This is a genomic window from Falsihalocynthiibacter sp. SS001 (assembly GCF_042445055.1).
Lineage (GTDB): Bacteria > Pseudomonadota > Alphaproteobacteria > Rhodobacterales > Rhodobacteraceae > Falsihalocynthiibacter.
Genome location: NZ_CP170339.1, coordinates 184,772 through 202,869 on the forward strand (window position 1 = coordinate 184,772; position 18,098 = coordinate 202,869).

The 18,098-nt window shown below is 55.8% G+C and carries 18 protein-coding genes; 8 read left to right on the plus strand and 10 right to left on the minus strand.

Features of this window, described 5'->3' with window-relative positions; translation table 11 throughout:
- Positions 1 to 1,137, plus strand: coding sequence for a saccharopine dehydrogenase C-terminal domain-containing protein (locus ACFE33_RS00855; protein ID WP_380055633.1), 1,137 nt, complete (start codon positions 1 to 3; stop codon positions 1,135 to 1,137).
- A 15-nt stretch (positions 1,138 to 1,152) separates the two neighbouring features.
- Here ACFE33_RS00855 and ACFE33_RS00860 read toward each other — a convergent pair whose 3' ends face one another.
- The 9 genes from ACFE33_RS00860 to ACFE33_RS00900 form a co-directional block, all read right to left on the minus strand.
- A complete protein-coding gene (locus ACFE33_RS00860) occupies positions 1,153 to 2,382 on the minus strand; it encodes a DNA recombination protein RmuC (RefSeq protein WP_380055635.1) in 1,230 nt (409 codons plus the stop codon).
- Positions 2,379 to 4,250, minus strand: a complete 1,872-nt coding sequence (gene mutL, locus ACFE33_RS00865) for a DNA mismatch repair endonuclease MutL (protein ID WP_380055638.1) — start codon at positions 4,248 to 4,250, stop codon at positions 2,379 to 2,381. Before mutL ends, ACFE33_RS00860 begins: the two co-directional genes overlap by 4 nt.
- Before the next feature lie 56 nt (positions 4,251 to 4,306).
- Positions 4,307 to 5,623 (minus strand): M16 family metallopeptidase, encoded by a 1,317-nt coding sequence (locus ACFE33_RS00870; RefSeq protein WP_380055641.1) that lies wholly within the window; start codon positions 5,621 to 5,623, stop codon positions 4,307 to 4,309.
- On the minus strand, positions 5,620 to 6,960 hold the full coding sequence (locus tag ACFE33_RS00875; protein WP_380055643.1) for a M16 family metallopeptidase: 1,341 nt from the start codon (positions 6,958 to 6,960) through the stop codon (positions 5,620 to 5,622). Before ACFE33_RS00875 ends, ACFE33_RS00870 begins: the two co-directional genes overlap by 4 nt.
- An 86-nt stretch (positions 6,961 to 7,046) precedes the next feature.
- The gene (locus tag ACFE33_RS00880) at positions 7,047 to 7,568 is read right to left on the minus strand and encodes a DUF3035 domain-containing protein (protein WP_380055646.1); all 522 of its coding nucleotides are present in this window, start codon (positions 7,566 to 7,568) and stop codon (positions 7,047 to 7,049) included.
- Positions 7,569 to 7,618: 50 nt separating this feature from the next.
- A complete protein-coding gene (lspA, locus tag ACFE33_RS00885; protein WP_380055649.1) occupies positions 7,619 to 8,089 on the minus strand; it encodes a signal peptidase II in 471 nt (156 codons plus the stop codon).
- A gap of 15 nt (positions 8,090 to 8,104) precedes the next feature.
- Complete coding sequence (gene purH, locus ACFE33_RS00890) at positions 8,105 to 9,694, minus strand: bifunctional phosphoribosylaminoimidazolecarboxamide formyltransferase/IMP cyclohydrolase (protein WP_380055650.1); 1,590 nt, start codon at positions 9,692 to 9,694, stop codon at positions 8,105 to 8,107.
- A gap of 24 nt (positions 9,695 to 9,718) precedes the next feature.
- Positions 9,719 to 11,443, minus strand: coding sequence for a heparinase II/III family protein (locus ACFE33_RS00895; RefSeq protein WP_380058620.1), 1,725 nt, complete (start codon positions 11,441 to 11,443; stop codon positions 9,719 to 9,721).
- A 104-nt stretch (positions 11,444 to 11,547) separates the two neighbouring features.
- Positions 11,548 to 12,849: an RsmB/NOP family class I SAM-dependent RNA methyltransferase gene (locus ACFE33_RS00900; protein WP_380055653.1), complete on the minus strand. Its 1,302-nt coding sequence runs from the start codon at positions 12,847 to 12,849 to the stop codon at positions 11,548 to 11,550.
- Positions 12,850 to 12,896: 47 nt separating this feature from the next.
- Between ACFE33_RS00900 and ACFE33_RS00905 the strand changes: the two genes are divergently transcribed.
- A complete protein-coding gene (locus tag ACFE33_RS00905; RefSeq protein WP_380055656.1) occupies positions 12,897 to 13,067 on the plus strand; it encodes a DUF1674 domain-containing protein in 171 nt (56 codons plus the stop codon).
- On the opposite strand, the gene dapB is transcribed toward ACFE33_RS00905, so the two are convergent.
- Positions 13,068 to 13,877: a 4-hydroxy-tetrahydrodipicolinate reductase gene (dapB, locus tag ACFE33_RS00910; protein WP_380055658.1), complete on the minus strand. Its 810-nt coding sequence runs from the start codon at positions 13,875 to 13,877 to the stop codon at positions 13,068 to 13,070. It abuts the gene before it with no gap.
- A gap of 99 nt (positions 13,878 to 13,976) precedes the next feature.
- Between dapB and rbfA the strand changes: the two genes are divergently transcribed.
- The 6 genes from rbfA (at position 13,977) to rpsO (ending at position 18,068) form a co-directional block, all read left to right on the plus strand.
- Positions 13,977 to 14,399 (plus strand): 30S ribosome-binding factor RbfA, encoded by a 423-nt coding sequence (rbfA, locus tag ACFE33_RS00915; protein ID WP_380058622.1) that lies wholly within the window; start codon positions 13,977 to 13,979, stop codon positions 14,397 to 14,399.
- Complete coding sequence (locus ACFE33_RS00920; RefSeq protein WP_380055661.1) at positions 14,386 to 15,120, plus strand: phosphodiester glycosidase family protein; 735 nt, start codon at positions 14,386 to 14,388, stop codon at positions 15,118 to 15,120. The genes rbfA and ACFE33_RS00920 overlap by 14 nt, the downstream gene beginning before the upstream one ends.
- A gap of 72 nt (positions 15,121 to 15,192) precedes the next feature.
- Positions 15,193 to 16,101, plus strand: a complete 909-nt coding sequence (truB, locus tag ACFE33_RS00925; RefSeq protein WP_380055664.1) for a tRNA pseudouridine(55) synthase TruB — start codon at positions 15,193 to 15,195, stop codon at positions 16,099 to 16,101.
- Between the two features lie 3 nt (positions 16,102 to 16,104).
- Positions 16,105 to 16,611 (plus strand): DUF1643 domain-containing protein, encoded by a 507-nt coding sequence (locus tag ACFE33_RS00930; RefSeq protein WP_380055667.1) that lies wholly within the window; start codon positions 16,105 to 16,107, stop codon positions 16,609 to 16,611.
- 111 nt (positions 16,612 to 16,722) lie between these two features.
- A complete protein-coding gene (locus ACFE33_RS00935) occupies positions 16,723 to 17,610 on the plus strand; it encodes a calcium-binding protein (RefSeq protein ID WP_380055670.1) in 888 nt (295 codons plus the stop codon).
- Positions 17,611 to 17,798: 188 nt separating this feature from the next.
- Positions 17,799 to 18,068: a 30S ribosomal protein S15 gene (gene rpsO / locus ACFE33_RS00940; protein ID WP_380055672.1), complete on the plus strand. Its 270-nt coding sequence runs from the start codon at positions 17,799 to 17,801 to the stop codon at positions 18,066 to 18,068.
- Positions 18,069 to 18,098: the final 30 nt, after the last annotated feature.

Here is an 18,098-nt window from a genome sequence, read left to right on the forward strand (position 1 = left end):
ATGACTATACATTGGTGCGGAACAGGCCTTTCTGCCATCCCAGGGCTTCGTCGCTTGATCGAAGCGGGCCATGACGTTGTGGTTTGGAACAGAACAACCGCCAAGGCCCAAGAAGCCGTCGGCGACCTAACCACGAACATCAAAGAGTTCACGCTCGACGCGCTCGCGCAGGACCTCAAAGCAGGCGACATCGCTGTTTCGATGTTGCCAGGCGATATGCACGTTCCGATTGCGACTGTTTGCCTTGAGAAAGACGCACACTTCGTTAGTTCCTCCTATATTTCGCCAGAAATGGCCGATCTGAACAAGGCAGCCGAAGAACGTGGGCTTTGCTTTGTGAATGAAGTGGGCTTGGATCCGGGAATCGATCACTTGATGGCGCACCACCTGGTTGCAGAATATCGCGCATCGGACGCCTATGATGTAAACAACACGCTCTCATTCAAGAGCTACTGTGGTGGTGTTCCAAAGCTCGCCAACGCATTTCGCTATAAGTTTAGCTGGTCTCCTCTTGGAGTTCTCAAAGCGCTCCGCTCCCCCAGTCGCTCCATCCGCAACTTTGCGACGCTTGATGTCGCCCGCCCTTGGGACGCAATCAGCAGCTATCAGGCGCCACTTCCGACACCTGAAACATTCGAAGTCTACCCGAACCGTGACTCGACGCCGTTTATGTCGGACTACCATTTCGACAAAGACTGGAAGGTCAAAGATTTCGTGCGCGGAACATTGCGTTTGAATGGCTGGTCCGATGCGTGGTCGGATATCTTCAAGGAAATCGAAACACTGAGCGGCGAAGCGGGCGATGCGCGCCTCAAAGAAATGTCAGACCAGTTCTGGAACGATCATTCCTACGACGAGGGCGAGCCGGATCGCGTTGTTCTCTGTGTGGACCTAAAGGCCGAGCGCGAAGGCGAAACCGTATTCGACAAGACCTATGTTCTGGATGCTTGGGGCGACGAGCGCGGCTCTGCTATGGCGCGACTCGTGTCTATTACAGTGGCATTGGCGATTGAATCGGTCCTGAACCGCGAAATCCCAGTAGGGGTCAGCGCCGCGCCGAGTGATCCGAAGCTGGTTCAAAACTGGATGGCCGAACTCGACAAACAGGCCCAATACATCGCGATTATCGACGCATAAAATGATGCCTCGCTGCTATTCCTGAAGCAGCGGGGCAACCACCTCCGCGTCGGGCGCGATCTCTTCGAAATCAAAGTTATCCAGCCGCTTGGCACGACGACTCGCCTTATTCGCAGAAATCTTGATGTCCGAAAGATCTTTGGCCGCTTGCCCAAAGTGACGGTCGAGATTTTCAACACGCGAACCCAACCGATCCACATCACCATAAAGCAACGCAAGCTCCTTGCGGATGGCACCCGCCTGCTCTCGCATCCGCGCGTCTTTTAGCACCGCACGCATCGTATTCAGCGTCGCCATACATGTCGTTGGCGAGACAATCCAAACACGCGCTGCAAACCCTTCGCGTACAACTTCGGGGAAATTCGCGTGAAGCTCGGCATAAACCGCCTCTGATGGAAGGAACATCAGCGCACCATCCGCGGTTTCACCCTCGATGATGTATTTTTCGCTAATCGCTTTGATGTGCGCACGAACGCTTGTGCGCATGGCGCGGGCGGCCGCATCGACAGACTGGGGCGAATCTGCCCTTCTTAGAGCCTCATATGCCTCCAGTGGGAACTTACTATCCACAACGATCGGCCCCGGAGGGTTCGGCAAATGGATAAGGCAATCCGCGCGCTTATCGTTGGACAGTTTCGCCTGAAACGTAAAGGCATCCGAGGGGAGCGCTTTGCTCACGATATCATTCAGCTGGATCTCGCCAAATGCACCGCGCGTCTGTTTGTTAGAGAGAATATCCTGAAGCCCAAGCACATCACCCGAGAGTTTTTCGATATTCGCCTGTGCCTTATCAATCGTCGCGAGCCGTTCCTGAAGTTCGGTAAGCGATTTCGTCGTCTTTACCGTACTTCCGTGAACCGATGCGTTGAGCTTCTCCTGCATTTCGGCAAGCGTTCGGGACGAACGAACCGAACTATCGTGCAGGCGCTCCTGCATGTTTTGTTGCACCGCCGCGAGCCGCATTTCCATCGTTTGTAGTATTTGTGCGTGAGAAGTCGCCTGACTTTCGGCGCTTGATTGAATACCGCCCGCAAGGCGCTCCTGCCCCTGACTCAGATTCTGAAGCGTATAGGAAAGCTGCCCGACCTGCGCAGCCAAGGGCGCGGCCATTTTGGCGGCTTGGGCGCTGGTTTTGACGGCGCGAAACAGGAGCGCAAACAGCAAGATTAGAGCCGCAATCCCCACCGCAACACCGATCACGCGCGGGTCGGAATAGGCGTATTCTGTTCCGTTAATATTTATCATGTGCGTCCAAACAATCGTTCAATATCTGCAAGTTTCAATTCCACATATGTGGGCCGCCCATGGTTGCATTGCCCAGAGTGTGGAGTCGCCTCCATCTCGCGGAGAAGCGCGTTCATTTCCTCGGCCTGCATTCGACGACCCGAGCGAATAGAACCATGACACGCAACGCGCGAGAGGATCGCTTCAATCCGTGCTTGCACCGACTGGCTGTCGCCCATATCCGCGAGTTCGTCGATGATATCAAGGATCATCCCGCGTGCGTTCACCGTACCCAAGATCGCGGGCGTTTCGCGAACGGCAATCGCGCCCGCGCCAAAGGGTTCAATCCCAAGCCCGAAACGCGCCAGCTCATCGGTCACACCCAGCAAAAGTGCGGCATCCCCTTCGGAAAGTTCGACGATCTCTGGAATAAGCAGAGCCTGTGTCGCAACGCCGTTTTCGGCCATCTGACGTTTGAGCTTCTCATAGACAAGCCGTTCGTGCGCCGCATGTTGATCGACGATCACCATCCCGTCTTGCGTTTGGGCGATGATATAGTTCTCATGAACCTGCGCACGCGCAGCCCCCAAAGGCAGAGCACTCGAAACGTTCGGCGTTGGGTTATCCTCAATAACAGGCTCTACTCTGGCAGAAGGCGCAGAAAACTCAGCCTCTGCAAAACCATAATCACGTTGCGCGGGCGGTGCTTGGTATCCACCAGAAATAGAGCTTGGGCGATCCATTTGATAAATGCGTGGCGCGCTCGGATCAGGTGCCTCAGGACGGAAGGCCCCAAGCGTCGCGTTCGCAACTGTCGTACTTGCGCGATGCCCTGCCTCCGCCAACGCATGACGAAGCGCCGATACGATCAACCCGCGCGCCACACCTGGTTCACGAAAACGGACCTCGGATTTGGCGGGGTGCACGTTCACATCGACGCGTGCTGAATCAACCTCAAGGAAAAGAACCGCCGCAGGGTGCCGATCGCGCGATAGAAAATCGAAATACGCGCCGCGCAGCGCACCGACCAGCATTTTGTCGCGAACCGGACGACCATTTACAAACAGAAACTGTGCAACCGACGATCCCCGCGAATAGGTCGGCAAAGCGGCATAGCCCGTCAGGGTTACGCCTTCCCGTTCTGCATCAATCAGCAGCGCGTTTTCCGCGAACTCTGGCCCCAGAATACGGCGCAAACGGGCATGCAGAGCATCGAACAAATCGCCATTTTCCGCGTCGGCACGGAATGTGACGCGCCCCTCGCCATCGCCAGAGGCATCGCGCAGAGTAAAGCCGATATGTGGCTCTGCCATGGCCAAACGCTTCACGACATCCGTGATCGCGCCTGCCTCTGCCCGATCTGTACGCATGAATTTTAACCGTGCAGGCGTCGCATAAAATAGATCGCGCAACTCAACCACAGTTCCCGAACGCAGCGCCGCTGGCTTAACACTAGATTGAACGCCGCCTTCCGTAGAAATCGTGGCCGCATCTGCGCCCTCGGGGCGACTGGTGATCGTGAGCCGCCCTACCGCACCCAGTGACGGGAGCGCCTCGCCGCGAAACCCGAAGGTGTGGATGTTCAGAAGATCACTCCCGTCGATCTTGCTGGTGGCGTGCCGTGACATTGCAAGCGGAAGGTCTTCGGCGCTGATCCCGCAACCGTTATCAACAACGCGAATGAACGTCTTGCCACCATCGGCATAAGAAATCTCGATCCGCGTTGCACCTGCGTCAATCGCGTTCTCGACCAATTCCTTGACCGCAGACGCAGGACGTTCAACCACCTCGCCAGCGGCGATACGGTTAATTGCTGCATCATCTAGTTGCCGAATCTTGGGCATTTTCGGCCCTTCATTCTGGCTCATATGGGGGTTTCCGTCTGGCATACCACAAGGAGTAGCATAAATTACTGCGATTCGACTATGGCGAATGCCATTGATGGTTACTCGCTTTTCTCAAGCCCCTCAGGCTTTCCGACGATAACAAAATGGAGATCCTCTGGCCGAAGTAATCTCTCGGCGACGCGTTTGATATCGTCCATTGTGACGGCATTCACTTTGTCGTTCCGCGTGGCGATATAATCAATCGGAAGGTCTTCGGCCTGCATACCGACCATAATTCCGGCGATATTTGCGTTGCCATCAAATCTGAGCGGATAAGCACCCGTCAGGAATGTCTTGGCATCCTCAAGCTGTTGCTCGGCGACGCCATTCTCGGCGACATCGGCCCAAACCTCGCGTATAACCTCAATCGCCTCGGCAATGCGATCATTCGCAGAGGCCACCTGCCCCATTATCAATGCGCCCTGATCACGCGGAGCAAGGAACGACGACACCCCATAGGTAAGGCCGCGTTTTTCACGGACCTCTTCCATAAGAATCGAAGCAAACCCTCCGCCGCCAAGCACTTGGTTCAGCACATAAGCAGGGAAGAAATCGGGATCGTCGCGCTTGATCCCTTCGTGCGCAAAGAGAGCGACCGATTGGGGTGTTTCGAATTCAACGACGGTCTCACCACCCTTGGGCAAACCATATACGGCCTCAGCAGGAAGATCCGGCCCAGTTTCGGGCAGCCCAGCTAGAAGTTCATCAACCAACTCGCCCAAAGCATCCGGCGTAATGTCACCAACGGCGCCAACATATACCCTATCCAAGGTCAAAACGCGGTCTTTCGCCTCGATCAGATCGTCACGTGTTAAGGCCGCGACGGACTCCAAGGTGCCGCTGATCGATGTAGCATAGGGGTGGTCGCCCCAAGCCAACTCGTTCAGTTTTTTTGAAGCAATCGTGTTTGGCGTCTTAGCATCACTACGGATGATGGATTCAACCTGTCCCCGGACACGCTCAACCGCATCTTCATCAAAGCGCGGCTCAATCAGGCTGCTGCGCAACAACGCCACTGCTTCATCGCGATTTTCCGTCAAGAATTGGGCCGAAACGGTGAGCGTATCGTCATAGACGTTATAGCTGAAACTCGTCGCCAGCTCCTCCGCGGCCTCTGCAAAACCTTGTGCATCAAGCTCGCCCGCGCCTTCCTCAAGCAGTCCCGTCATAAGATAGGACGCGCCGCGCTTGCCCTCGGCATCCAGACGCGCGCCACCACGGAACCAAATTTCGATAGCCGTAAAGGGGATCGAGTGTTCCTCAACCAACCATGCGGTGACGCCGTTGGGCGATGTAACCTCTTGGATATCGACCTCGGCCCGCAGCGGAGAAGCGAGGCTGAGCGTTAGGAAAAGAGAGGTGAGAAAACTTTTCATTGGTTATTCCCCGCTGAATTGGTCAGGAAGCCGGTCACTGCGTTACTGCGATCAAGAACTTTGCGCGCGGCGTCGATGATTTCAGTCTCTGTTACGGCCAAAAGCAAATCTGGCCATGCTTGAACATCCTCAACCGTCAAACCCGTCGTGAGGGCTTCGCCATAACGTCGGGCGATGCCTGCGACGTCATCTTCGCCGTAAATGAGACTGGCGCGGACCTGAAGCTTGATCCGTTCAAGCTGATCTGCATCAACGCCTTCTTCTAGGAATTCCGCAATCGCGCCATCAAGCAATTGCTCGGCGTCCTCAAGGGAAACACCCGGAACCGGCACCATGACAAAACCAAACGTCGTCTTATCTAGCGCGGTGCCATCATAGAACGCCGAGGCATAAATCGCGTTCTGGGTTTCAAATTGAAGTTTGCGACCCAGCACCGAAGTTGCCCCATTACCACCCAAGAGTTGCGCAAGCATGGTGAGTGCTGCGGCCTCTTCTTGTTCGCCGCTGCTACGTTCGGGCGCGAGGTATGTGCGCATCACGTAAGGCTGTGCCACGCGAGGGTCGCTATAGGTTAGGCGGCGCTCGCTTCTTTGTGGTGGTTCTTGTGGTCTCACGCGTTCGGGCAAATCGACAGTAGGCTCTAACACGCCATAATACTTCTCTGCTAATGCAATCACCTCATCGGGCTGCACATCGCCAGCAACGATCAGAACAGCGTTATTCGGCGCATAGTAGCGGCGATAAAACTCCAGTGAATCTTCAAGGCTAAGTTCGGACATCTCGTGCTTCCATCCTATCACGGGGATGCCGTAGGGATGATTCATGAATTGAGCCGCGCGCCGATCCTCGGAAAAGAGAGCGCCCGCGTTGTTTTCGGTACGCTGGTTCCGTTCCTCAAGGATCACATCTCGCTCGGTAAGCACATCATCATTCGACAGTTGCAAGTTTCTCATACGGTCCGCTTCCATACGCATCACAAGCTCAAGTCGATCTTCGGCGATACGCTGGTGATAGGCCGTATAGTCCCAACTCGTGAAGGCGTTATCCGTGCCTCCGTTCGCGCTGACTGTCTTGGATAGCTCCCCCGGAGCCATTGTTTCCGTTCCCTTGAACAACAGGTGCTCAAGAAAATGCGCGATCCCCGATTTCCCCGCAGGTTCGTCAGCGGCACCTGCCTTGTACCAAACCATCTGAACAACGACGGGCGCGCGGTGGTCCTCTAGTACGAGCACCTCCATACCGTTTTCAAGAGTATGGGTCGTCAGAGTCTCGGCAGTCGCGAGCGATGGAAAGGTAATTAGAACAGAACAGGCAAGCGCACGAAAAATGCGGATCATAGGTAATCTCCGTTAGTGTTCAGAAATAGGTAACTGGTATTTCGATCTCCTCAACCCTCATTACAGAGAAGTGAGCGGATTTGACCCTATTCGCGTGAGGGATCTGGCGGAGCGGCGGGCGTATCCCGTCCTGCGGCACGCCAACGCTCGAGTTCGCGGTACTGATCGAGCGACATTTTCTCGTAGGCATCGAAATAGACGTTCACATTCATCAAACGCTCAAGCAGTCGGCCGTTGTTACGCTGGCGCCACTCGGCATCCTCGCGGGCGAGGGTTTGACGAATGTTTGAATCGACACCAAACCGTGTCACATATGACATTGCCGTCGACGTCGGCACTGTACCGGCCCCAGGACGCCCGCCCAAGGCAACAATCGCATCCGCTTTCGGAGTTGGATCGGTCAGGTTTCGCCCTCCCGGTGTGGGCGGCGGCAGGGCCGCATAGCTTGTAGGGGTTTGCAAAGGCTTGCCTGGCACAATGGAGAAGGCATCCGGCCCATCCGTTGACGCATCCAAATTGAGCAAACTGGTAGTGTTGTCGCTGCCACAACTGACAACTCCTAGCAAAGCAACCAAACTTGCCAATCTCAATCCGGCGCGCGTAGACATGCAATTCTCCCTTAACTTGCGGCCATGTTTAACCCAAAGGTTTTGCCGCGTCACGCGCCCTTTTTCCCACCTGTGAAAAGGATCAACCCAAAGGCCCCAATGAAGATAGCAATATCGGCCACGTTAAAGGAATACGGGTTCTCAAATCCACAGCAACTCATGTTCAGGAAATCAGCCACTGCGCCATATCTGAAACGGTCAATAACATTGCCTAACGCACCGCCAATCAAGAATCCGGCAGCGATTTTTCCAAGCTTGCGCGGCTGTTCCTTGCGTACCCAGATATAGACCCAAGCCGAAATTCCGAGCGCGAGGGCGATAAGAAGATATTTCGCAATATCTCCTCCGCCACCGCCAAGCCCGAAATTGACGCCATCGTTCCACGCCATGCGAAAATTCACGAAGGGCGGCAAAACGTCGATTTCGTGCCGGTTCTGAAGATTCAGCCCATGCACCACAATCCATTTACTCACCTGATCCAACAGGAGAATCACGAAAGCATAGATATGAACAAGACGCATGGGCTGTATCCTTTTTTAGTGACGGAAGTGGCGCATACCAGTCAGCACCATCGCCAATCCTGCCTCGTCAGCGGCGGCAATAACTTCGTCGTCCCGCATCGAACCACCGGGCTGAATAACAGCGGTGGCACCAGCGGCCGCAGCGGTCAGCAATCCATCTGCAAACGGGAAGAACGCATCGGAAGCTACGACAGATCCTTTGGTCAAAGGCGTCTCTAGTCCTAGCGCTTCTGCCATATCTTCGGCTTTGCGGGCGGCAATACGGCAGCTGTCTACGCGGCTCATTTGGCCAGCGCCGACACCAACAGTCGCGCCATCTTTGCAGTAGACAATCGCGTTGGATTTGACATGTTTCGCCACTTTCCAAGCAAAGAGAAGATCGGCCATTTCGGCCTCGCTCGGTGCACGTTTTGTTACGACTTTGAGGTCAGCGAGGTCAACGAACCCGACGTCCTTGTCCTGCACCAGCATACCGCCAGCAACGGGGCGATACGTAAGGCCACCCTTGCGCACATCCGGCAATCCGCCAGTCGTCAAAAGTCGTAGGTTCTTTTTGGCAGCAAAGATCGCCTTGGCTTCGTCGTCTGCCTCGGGCGCAATCACAACCTCGGTAAAGATTTTCGCGATCTCGGTTGCGGTTGCACCGTCAAGCGGCTGGTTAAGTGCGATAATTCCGCCAAATGCCGAGGTGCTGTCGCAAGCAAGCGCCGATTTGTACGCCTCAACAAGGGTCTCGCCACGCGCAACACCGCATGGGTTTGCGTGCTTGATGATTGCCACGGCAGGTCCCTGAGCGGGATCGAACTCTGCCACAAGTTCGAATGCAGCGTCGGTGTCGTTGATGTTGTTATAGGAAAGCTCTTTGCCCTGATGCTGGGTCGCGGTGGCCACCCCTGCGCGCGCAACGCCATCCGTATAGAACGCTGCCTGCTGGTGCGGATTTTCACCGTACCGAAGCCCTTGCGCCAAAGTTCCCGCAAAAGCACGACGACGAGGCGTTTGATCGCCAATCGCCGAAGCCATCCAAGAGGATACCGCCGCATCATATGCCGCCGTCCGCGCGTAGGCAGTTTGTGCGGCCGTCTTGCGGAAAGCGTCACTCGTTGCGCCGCCGTTTGCGTCCATATCCGCGATCAGCGCTTCATAATCCTGAACATCGACGATTGTCGTTACAAACCCGTGGTTTTTTGCCGCCGCACGGATCATCGCGGGGCCGCCGATGTCGATATTCTCAATGCAGGTGTCATAATCGGCACCCTTGGCGACTGTTTCCTCAAACGGGTAAAGATTCACAACCAAGAGGTCGATCGCGCCAATACCGTGCTCTTTCATTGCGGCAACGTGGTCATCGTTATCGCGCAATGCCAACAATCCACCGTGAACGCGCGGGTGCAACGTCTTTACACGGCCATCCATCATTTCGGGGAACTCGGTAACCTCGGCGACGTCCTTGACGGTAAGACCAGCGGCACGCAACGCAGAAGCAGACCCGCCCGTAGACAAAAGCTCTACGCCGCGTTCGGCCAAAGCTTGGCCCAGTTCAATAAGGCCGGTTTTATCAGAAACAGAAAGAAGCGCGCGGCGCACGGGTGTTTGGTCGGTCATGTTTTGCATCCCCAGAATGGCAAATTACAGCTTGGGTATCCCGTCCCTGACCAAATCACGCAAACTGTTTGGCGTGTCTTGGGCCTTGGCAAGATACCATGTGACACGGGTCGCATAATCCATTGCGCGCCCAGATAGAACGATTTGTTTTGCCGCACGCGGTTTTAGGCGTGTTTTTTCAAGATAAACACTAGGTTCGACCGATAATTGGGCGGAACTATTGTGGCGGAACACCCAAATCTCGCCACTTCTGAGCGCAAGCGAAACCGCTGTTCCCCCCAAATCAAGCTCTGCGTCAACATCCGGATGCAGGTGGAATCGGACGGAATACGGGATACCCTGTAATCTTGCCGCATCCATCCGCGCATCAAAGGTCCGCTTGTCGGTGGGTGTTGTGACGGTCAGAAAATCCTGACCTGCAAGTCCGCGCCCATCAAACCCAAGCTCTAGTCGCCTTTGATGCAGTATGCCGTGAGTCGCCACATAACCGTCATGGCTTGCGCCAAGTTGCATGCCCGATTGATCGCTGGATTGTTGGCACTCGACTTTAGTCGGCCCATCCACCAGACTTTGCTGATTTCGACCAGCGACAAGTCGCTGCTTCCCCAATCGCGCAGAGGAGAACCCTTCAAGGCTTAGCGTTGAATGCGAAGGCGTTGCCCGCCCAGCGCGTCGCCAGCTCTCGCCAAAGCTTTCGCCGCTTCCGCAATTCACGATAAGCGGGCGCCGACCCGATGTAAGTTCAAACGCGAGGGTCGAGGCATGTCCATCCGTTGATGCCGCCCCCATCGGAGGGCGGCTCGCATCCACAATCACACTTGTACGCCCCGCGTGAAGGCGCGCAAAACCCATTGAAAGGCTTGTGTTAGAGACTGTTCGCACCCCAGAAACCGCCAAGGCGTGATCAAGCCGCCCCTCAAGGCCACGCCCACCACCATGGAAACGCGCAAGTCCGCCATCCGCATGGCGCAACGCGCGCAATGTGGGCGCAATACGATCAATCGCGTTCAGGTGTTCCTGTGGCGCTATGCGCCCCGCCTCTGCAAGTGCGGATGCCGTCCACGTCAGAAGCGTGAAGACCTCAAGCAGTTCCTCTGGGTTTCGGGTTGGAATGCCCCCTTGCTCATCTATTTGCTGCGCACATTCGCGTGCCAGCGCTTTGAGGGCTGGCTTGACGTACTTGTCCATTCCGGTAAGCGACAAACCAGCGTAAATAAGCCCCGTTAGAGCCTCAAACCTTGGCAATCCGGCACCCGCGGTGTGCCATCGTTTTGAGAGGAAAACAGTCTGCTGCGCCAATGCGCCGAAATACGCTTCGGACGCGTCTGAGGTCTGACCGTTCAGGAAAAAGAGCGCGTGGTTTATCCAGCGAATAAGCCGCCGCCCCGTGCGATCAGGCGTCCATCCCGAACCCCGCCCGTTGCCATAGCGCTCGATCCAGTCTGTCGTCCATTCCTGCGCCCGCTTGCGCGCCTCAAGATCACCTACCGCGGCCAAATCATCGAGCCATTTGAACCCGTGCAATTCCTGCTCAAAGCTCTGGTCCGGCATGGGCAGGTTCCAGATACTGGTGCTGGGCGCCTCTACGAGAAAACCGGCGAAAAGGAAGTTACCCGCGATCAACTGTCGCCCACGCGCAAACGCACCAATCGTGCGCGGTTCAGGCTGTGAAACAAAGCCCGTCGCAGGACGTGAGAATACACTTAGACGTGCATGAATACGGTTCGCGAGGCGCTGTTGTCGCGCCATGATCCCATCGGTGTTTACCACCCTGCCTTGCCTCGGTTATTTGTGACGTTGGTCTTATTGTTGATCCACCTTACGTCCCAAGGGCAGTTGTGTCACCGATGTTTTTAAGACTTTGCATCCTTGTGGCGAAGAACAGCAATATAGAAGCCATCCATCCCACCCTGCGCGGCAAAATAGTCGGGCCGCAACCTAAGGCCGCCTTCTTTGGATATCCACTCGGGGTCAACGCCAGCAACCTTAAGTGCCACCGAATCGACGATCAGATTCGGGTGACGCTTGAGAGCATCTTCGATTTGAATTTCGCCCTCATCAAACAGCAAACTACAGGTACAGAACACAAGCCGCCCGTTGGGCTTAAGGAGTGTCAAAGCATGATCAATCATGCGTTCCTGAAGCGCGAAGAGTTCGGGGAATTCACTGCCGTCTTTGGCATAGGGCAAGTCGGGATGGCGCCGAATCGTGCCCGTCGCGGTACAGGGCGCATCCAGCAGGATCGCGTCATATGGCTCGGCCTTAAACTCGAGCGCATCCGAAACGACTGTCTCTACGTCAAATCCCGTGCGCTCGAGGTTCTCGGCAACCCGCTCCATACGCGACTTCGAGAGGTCCACCGCCGTAACATCCGCGCCACTCGCGGCGATCTGCATCGTTTTGCCACCCGGCGCAGCACAAAGATCAAGAACGCGCTCACCCTTTTGTGGTGCAAGAATTTTGACCGGAAGCGCCGCTGCTGCGTCCTGCACCCACCAGCCACCTTCGGCGTAGCCCTCAAGGGCCGAGACCTGTCCAGCGTCCCTAATCCGCAAACTGCCCGTTGGGAGCAATTCACCCTCTGGCAAAACAGCATCCTCTTTGAACGAAAGGTCCAGCGGCGCCCCAAGCGCGTGCGCTTGTTCGATCTTCTCGATGATCGCTTTGCCATAGTCCGCCAATAGAGGCTTGCGCAGCCACTTTGGCATTCTTGGCGCAGGTAGCTTTTCCCAGCCTTCGACAGAAAGCGCGCCTAGCTTGCGGATAATCGCATTCACCATGCCCGCAGAGTGGGTCGTCTCGCGGCCATCGCGCGCAATCGCGACAAGTGCATTTCCCACACCGTGTGCAGGTGCGCCCTCAACAAAAATCTCAACAACCGCAAGGCGCAGGATATTGTGCACCTCGGGCGTCGGGCGGCGGCGAATGAATGGCCCCAAGAGCCGGTCCGCACGATCCATAAACCGCAACGTCGTCGTCGCAAGGCGCTGCGCGCGGGCTTTGTCTGCTGCATCAAGCCGGCCCATCGGACCCTTCGGTCCGCTCACTTCAGAAAGCAGCCGTTTCTTGACGGTCACCGCATTTAGCAGCTGAACAGCGGCAAGGCGGGCGGCTTGGCCCTGCTGGGGCGCGGATTTTGGGGTTTTCTGTGACATGAAAGGTGGCGTATATCAACGTTAGGCCCAAAACAAGGACAACCGACATGAGTGAGCAAGCCGACCTGCCCGAAGCCGCGAAACGCGCCCTCGCCGAAGCTGAAGAACGGCGCAAGAAGCAGAAAGAAGCGCTCCCGCCAGAACTCGGCGGTCGTGATGGCCCCGAACCTGTTCGTTACGGTGACTGGGAGCGCAAAGGGATCGCGGTAGACTTTTAGTTACAGCCCCAGAACGTCCATCATGTCATAGGCGCCCGGTTTTTGCTTGGCAGCCCAGATCGCTGCGGTGATCGCGCCACGGCTGAAAATCTTGCGATCGGTCGCTAGGTGACGAAGGACGATCCGCTCGCCTGGTGCGGCAAACATCACATCGTGTTCACCAACAATATCGCCACCGCGCACAACCGCAAAGCCGATATCCCCACGCTTGCGCGCACCTGTTATTCCGTCGCGCCCGCGATCTGATACATCCTTGAGATCAACGCCACGCCCCTCGGCCGCGGCTTCGCCAAGCATTAGGGCCGTTCCAGACGGTGCATCAACTTTGTGATGGTGGTGGGCCTCGATAACTTCGATGTCGAAATCCTCGCCCAAAGCTGCGGAAACTTTCTTGGTTAGCTGCACAAGCAAATTTACGCCGAGGCTCATGTTTCCCGCGCGCACAATCGCAGTTTTGGCCGCAAAGGCATTCAGGCTCTCGATGTCCTCATCCGACAGGCCCGTTGTGCCGATAACATGCGCTGTGCCAGACGTAGAGGCGAGGTCTGCGAATGCGAGGGTCGCGGCCGGCGCTGTGAAATCAATAAGTACGTCCGCATCCGCGATCACCTTGGCCGCATCATCAGACACTATTACGCCCAAGCTCTGGCCACCCATCGCCTGACCGACATCTTGGCCGACCCAATCATGACCCGCGCGCTCAATCGCACCAGAGAGAACAGTGGCGTCATTATCCAGCACCGTTTTGATCAACATTTGGCCCATACGGCCCGAAGCCCCGGCAATCGCGATTTTTGTTTCTTGGCTCATGATATGACCTCACCCAATCTGTTTCCCTCGTTTAACCGCATGGGCGCCACAAAGCAAAGCCCTGTTGCTCTGGGCGCTAATCATGCTTACATGCACCGTATGGCAAAGAACACAAATCGCGCAGGTCGCGCCCCTTCACAGCGTCAACTTCGGGTTGGCGAACTTATTCGACGCACCCTTTCAGAGGTGTTGATGCGCGGAGAAGTCCACGCACCCGACCTCAATCGTATGTCGATCACCGTGAGCGAGGTGCGCGTCACGCCGGACCTGCGCATTGCAACTGCATATGTGTTGCCACTTGGTGGACAAGGACAAGAAGAAGCGCTTGCCTGTCTACGTGAGAACCGTCACGAATTACGGCGTATCATAACCAAGAAAATGGCGCTCAAGCATTCGCCAGAGGTGCGCTACGAAATCGACACGACCTTTGACCGAATGGACGAGACGCGCCGCCTTCTCGAACAAGACGACGTTCAGAGAGATCTTCAGGCTCGTGATGATGTGGAAGATGATAAAGCATAGTCTCGCGATTTTTTTGTGGCTCGTTGGGTTGAGCACAGGCGCTGCTGCGTCCTGTGAAAAGTCCGAGTTCGAGTCCGAAACCTATACGGTCTGCGAAGTATCGCAGGATCAGGATCTACGCTTATTTCTAGAAAACCCAAGCGGCGGAATTCTCGGCGGGTTTGGTGCGGTCAACGAACAGCTTGCCAGCGAGGACAAAGAGCTTGCGTTCGCGATGAATGCCGGCATGTTCCACAACGACCGTCAGCCAGTCGGACTCTATATCGAGAAGGGCGAGGAAAAGGCCCAGCTTCAGCATGGCGGCGGCTATGGTAACTTTGGGCTTTCTCCGAATGGTGTGTTCTGTATCGCAGAGCAAGGGTTTCAGATTTACACAAGCGAAGCCTACGAAGCGGCTATGCCAGCTTGCCGTTTCGCCACGCAATCGGGACCGATGCTCGTGATCAATGACGCGCTTCATCCGCGCCTCATTCCGAATGGGGACTCGAAGCACTACCGCAATGGCGTTGGCACAAGCGCGGACGGAACGCGCGCTATTTTCGCGATCTCCGATCAGAGAGTGAACTTTCACGACTTCGCACGGTTCTTTCGGGACCACTTGGGAATGCCGAATGCGCTGTTCTTTGACGGCAAGATATCGCGCCTCTATGCTCCGGAAATCTCACGGAATGATATCGGGTTTCCGCTGGGTCCAATCGTTGGCTTGGTTCAGGATCGGTGAAGTATTCGCCCGTTGACGCTGACTGCATTGAACTGTAGGTCGCGCGACTTGAAACAGAAATAGGACAGTCTCATGGGTCGCAAACGCAAAGGTCGCAATATTTCGGGATGGGTGGTTGTGGATAAACCCGCAGGCATCAGCTCGAACGCCGTGGTCAACAAGTTGCGCTGGGCGATGGAAGCCCAGAAAGCTGGCCACGCAGGAACTCTCGACCCAGAAGCAACCGGCGTACTTGCCGTGGCATTGGGCGAAGCGACCAAGACGGTTCCCTATATCACAGACGCGCTCAAGGCATACGAGTTTACCGTTCGTCTGGGCCAGGCAACGAACACCGATGATGCCGAGGGCGTCGTCACCAAAGAGAGCCCAACGCGCCCTGATGACGAGACCATCAAAGAGGCGCTCTTGGGATTTGTTGGTGAAATCATGCAGGTTCCGCCGAAGTTCTCGGCTGTAAAGATTGACGGTGAGCGGGCCTATAAGCTCGCCCGTGACGAAGAAGACTTTGAAATCGCCGCCCGCCCCCTGTGGGTAGAAGAACTGTTGCTCGTTGATCGCCCCGACCCCGATCACGTGACGCTTGAAATGACCTGTGGCAAAGGCGGATATGTGCGGGCAATCGCGCGTGATCTGGGCGAGAAACTCGGCTGCTTTGGCCATGTTCGGAATCTCCGCCGTATCTGGTCGGGACCGTTTGACGTCAAGGACGGCATAAGCGTCGCCAAAATCGACGAACTGGCTAAAACGGGCGAGTTAGACGCATATATGCTCCCGCTTGAAACGGGTCTTGCCGATCTTCCCGAGGTGAAATGCACCCCCGAAGGTGCCGTGCGATTGCGCAACGGGAACCCCGGAATGGTTCTGGCTTCCAACCTGGAATATGGCGACGAATGCTGGGCTTCGTTTGATGGCGAAGCGGTTGCCGTTGGGCGGTATAAGGCGGGCGAAATCCACCCAAGCCGCGTGTTTAATCTGGGATAGCACGTGACCATTACCCGCACGCACCAAAAGAACGATGCCGCTTCTATCGCGATCTATTCTGACTGCGAGGCTTATCGCTATTCGTTGACCCGTGTGTGGGAACCGAATGCGCCGCGCGTGTTCTTCATCATGCTTAATCCATCCACAGCGACAGAGGTTCAAAACGACCCAACCGTTGAGAGATGCGAACGGCGGGCGCGTGCGCTGGGGTTTGGCGGCTTTCGGGTGGCGAATATCTTTGCGTGGCGCGACACAGACCCCCGCAAAATGCGCGCGGCAATCGACCCTATCGGACCAGAGAATGACGCCGCCATTTTGGATGGCTGTACATGGACAGATCAAATCATCTGCGCGTGGGGAACCCATGGCGCGCACCTCGGTCGCGGCGCTGCGGTCGAGAAGCTCCTTGCGGATCAAAAACTCTACCACCTTGGCCTATCCAAGGAAGGACACCCCAAGCACCCGCTCTATATTTCCTATTCGGTTCAACCGATGCTCTGGGAAGTATAACCCACTGTTAACCAATCTAAATGTTGCGTTACCAAACGCGCCCGCTAAGACATAAAAAGGCGCGCGGATCTGGGTGAATCGAGGCGTTTTAACGATTGCTTGGGGTTTGATATGTTTGGACTGCTTGGATTATTCAGCGCGCTACTCATGGGCGCGGTCGCCGAAAGTGTCATGTCAATCGACAAGTCTAGCGACGAGGACGCACCCGACACTTCCGACGACACTCCCGTTACACACGCCGGATCCGAGGGCGAAGATATCCTAGAAGGCGGCACCATGGGCGACCTGCTTAATGGCGGCGAAGGGGACGATCAGCTCTTGGGCCATGAAGGCGACGACTGGCTCTATGGCGAAGAGGGCGAGGATATCATCCTAGGCGATTTTGGCGATGACGATGCGCACGGGGGCGACGGCGATGATCTGCTCTTCGGCGGAAGCGGCAATGACGAGCTTATGGGATATGGCGACGACGACGTGATCTCTGGCGACGAAGGAGATGACAAACTTATCGGCGGCGAGGGGAATGACGTATTGTCCGGCGGTGACGGCAAGGACTCGATTGAAGGCGGCTATGGCAATGACTTTCTTTTTGGAGGCTTGGGCGAAGATACCCTGATGGGCAACGCTGGCGATGATTTCCTTGTCGGTGTTGAGCTGGATGAAGACACCCAAGAGGACAGCGATGAGCGTGACTTCCTGAATGGTGGCGACGGAAACGACAGGCTGGTGCTGGGCAACAACGACTATGGCAGTGGCGGAGCGGGTGCCGACAGCTTCCACCTTGGCGAATGGATCATCGAAGACAACCCCGCGATCATCACCGATTTTGATAGTTCCGAAGACCAATTAATCATTGAACATTCCGAGGAAGAAGATCCAGAGGTGCAAATCCATACCCAAGACGGAAACAGTTATGTCGTGCTGGATGACGTCATTGTAGCGACCCTTCCCGAAACCACAACATTGAGTGCTTCGGATATTCAGTTCGTTCGGATATAATCGTTGGGGCAACAAACAGGGCGGGCTTTCGCCGAAATCCTGTGATTCCCCTTTCAATTTGAGCAAATACCCCATATACGCGCGGAATCTGTTCGTCGAATCTTGAGGTTTGGCGAAAGATACCTCCACGGGCTTTGCTGGACGACATCCCGGCTTGTGCCATTAACCCTTTAGATAAGGAGACCCCGATGTCGATTACTGCTGAAGAAAAAGCACGCGTAATGAAAGAATTCGCAACGAAAGAAGGCGACACAGGTTCGCCAGAAGTTCAAATTGCGATCCTTTCCTCGCGCATCGCGACCCTCACAGAGCACTTCAAAACCCACAAAAAAGACAACCACGGTCGTCGTGGTCTTTTGAAAATGGTTGCTCTGCGCCGCAAGCTTCTTGACTACCTTCGTGGCAAATCCGAACAGCGTTACCAGGACTTGATCCAACGCCTCGGCCTTCGCCGCTAAGCACAAAAACCGCGCCTTTAGGGGCGCGGT

Bases quoted from the DNA above. Each gene is read 5' to 3' on its own strand.
- ACFE33_RS00855 (WP_380055633.1), top strand. From the start codon at position 1: ATGACTATACATTGGTGCGGAACAGGCCTTTCTGCCATCCCAGGGCTT.
- ACFE33_RS00860 (WP_380055635.1), bottom strand. From the start codon at position 2,382: ATGATAAATATTAACGGAACAGAATACGCCTATTCCGACCCGCGCGTG.
- mutL (WP_380055638.1), bottom strand. From the start codon at position 4,250: ATGCCAGACGGAAACCCCCATATGAGCCAGAATGAAGGGCCGAAAATG.
- ACFE33_RS00870 (WP_380055641.1), bottom strand. From the start codon at position 5,623: ATGAAAAGTTTTCTCACCTCTCTTTTCCTAACGCTCAGCCTCGCTTCT.
- ACFE33_RS00875 (WP_380055643.1), bottom strand. From the start codon at position 6,960: ATGATCCGCATTTTTCGTGCGCTTGCCTGTTCTGTTCTAATTACCTTT.
- ACFE33_RS00880 (WP_380055646.1), bottom strand. From the start codon at position 7,568: ATGTCTACGCGCGCCGGATTGAGATTGGCAAGTTTGGTTGCTTTGCTA.
- lspA (WP_380055649.1), bottom strand. From the start codon at position 8,089: ATGCGTCTTGTTCATATCTATGCTTTCGTGATTCTCCTGTTGGATCAG.
- purH (WP_380055650.1), bottom strand. From the start codon at position 9,694: ATGACCGACCAAACACCCGTGCGCCGCGCGCTTCTTTCTGTTTCTGAT.
- ACFE33_RS00895 (WP_380058620.1), bottom strand. From the start codon at position 11,443: ATGGCGCGACAACAGCGCCTCGCGAACCGTATTCATGCACGTCTAAGT.
- ACFE33_RS00900 (WP_380055653.1), bottom strand. From the start codon at position 12,849: ATGTCACAGAAAACCCCAAAATCCGCGCCCCAGCAGGGCCAAGCCGCC.
- ACFE33_RS00905 (WP_380055656.1), top strand. From the start codon at position 12,897: ATGAGTGAGCAAGCCGACCTGCCCGAAGCCGCGAAACGCGCCCTCGCC.
- dapB (WP_380055658.1), bottom strand. From the start codon at position 13,877: ATGAGCCAAGAAACAAAAATCGCGATTGCCGGGGCTTCGGGCCGTATG.
- rbfA (WP_380058622.1), top strand. From the start codon at position 13,977: ATGGCAAAGAACACAAATCGCGCAGGTCGCGCCCCTTCACAGCGTCAA.
- ACFE33_RS00920 (WP_380055661.1), top strand. From the start codon at position 14,386: ATGATAAAGCATAGTCTCGCGATTTTTTTGTGGCTCGTTGGGTTGAGC.
- truB (WP_380055664.1), top strand. From the start codon at position 15,193: ATGGGTCGCAAACGCAAAGGTCGCAATATTTCGGGATGGGTGGTTGTG.
- ACFE33_RS00935 (WP_380055670.1), top strand. From the start codon at position 16,723: ATGTTTGGACTGCTTGGATTATTCAGCGCGCTACTCATGGGCGCGGTC.
- rpsO (WP_380055672.1), top strand. From the start codon at position 17,799: ATGTCGATTACTGCTGAAGAAAAAGCACGCGTAATGAAAGAATTCGCA.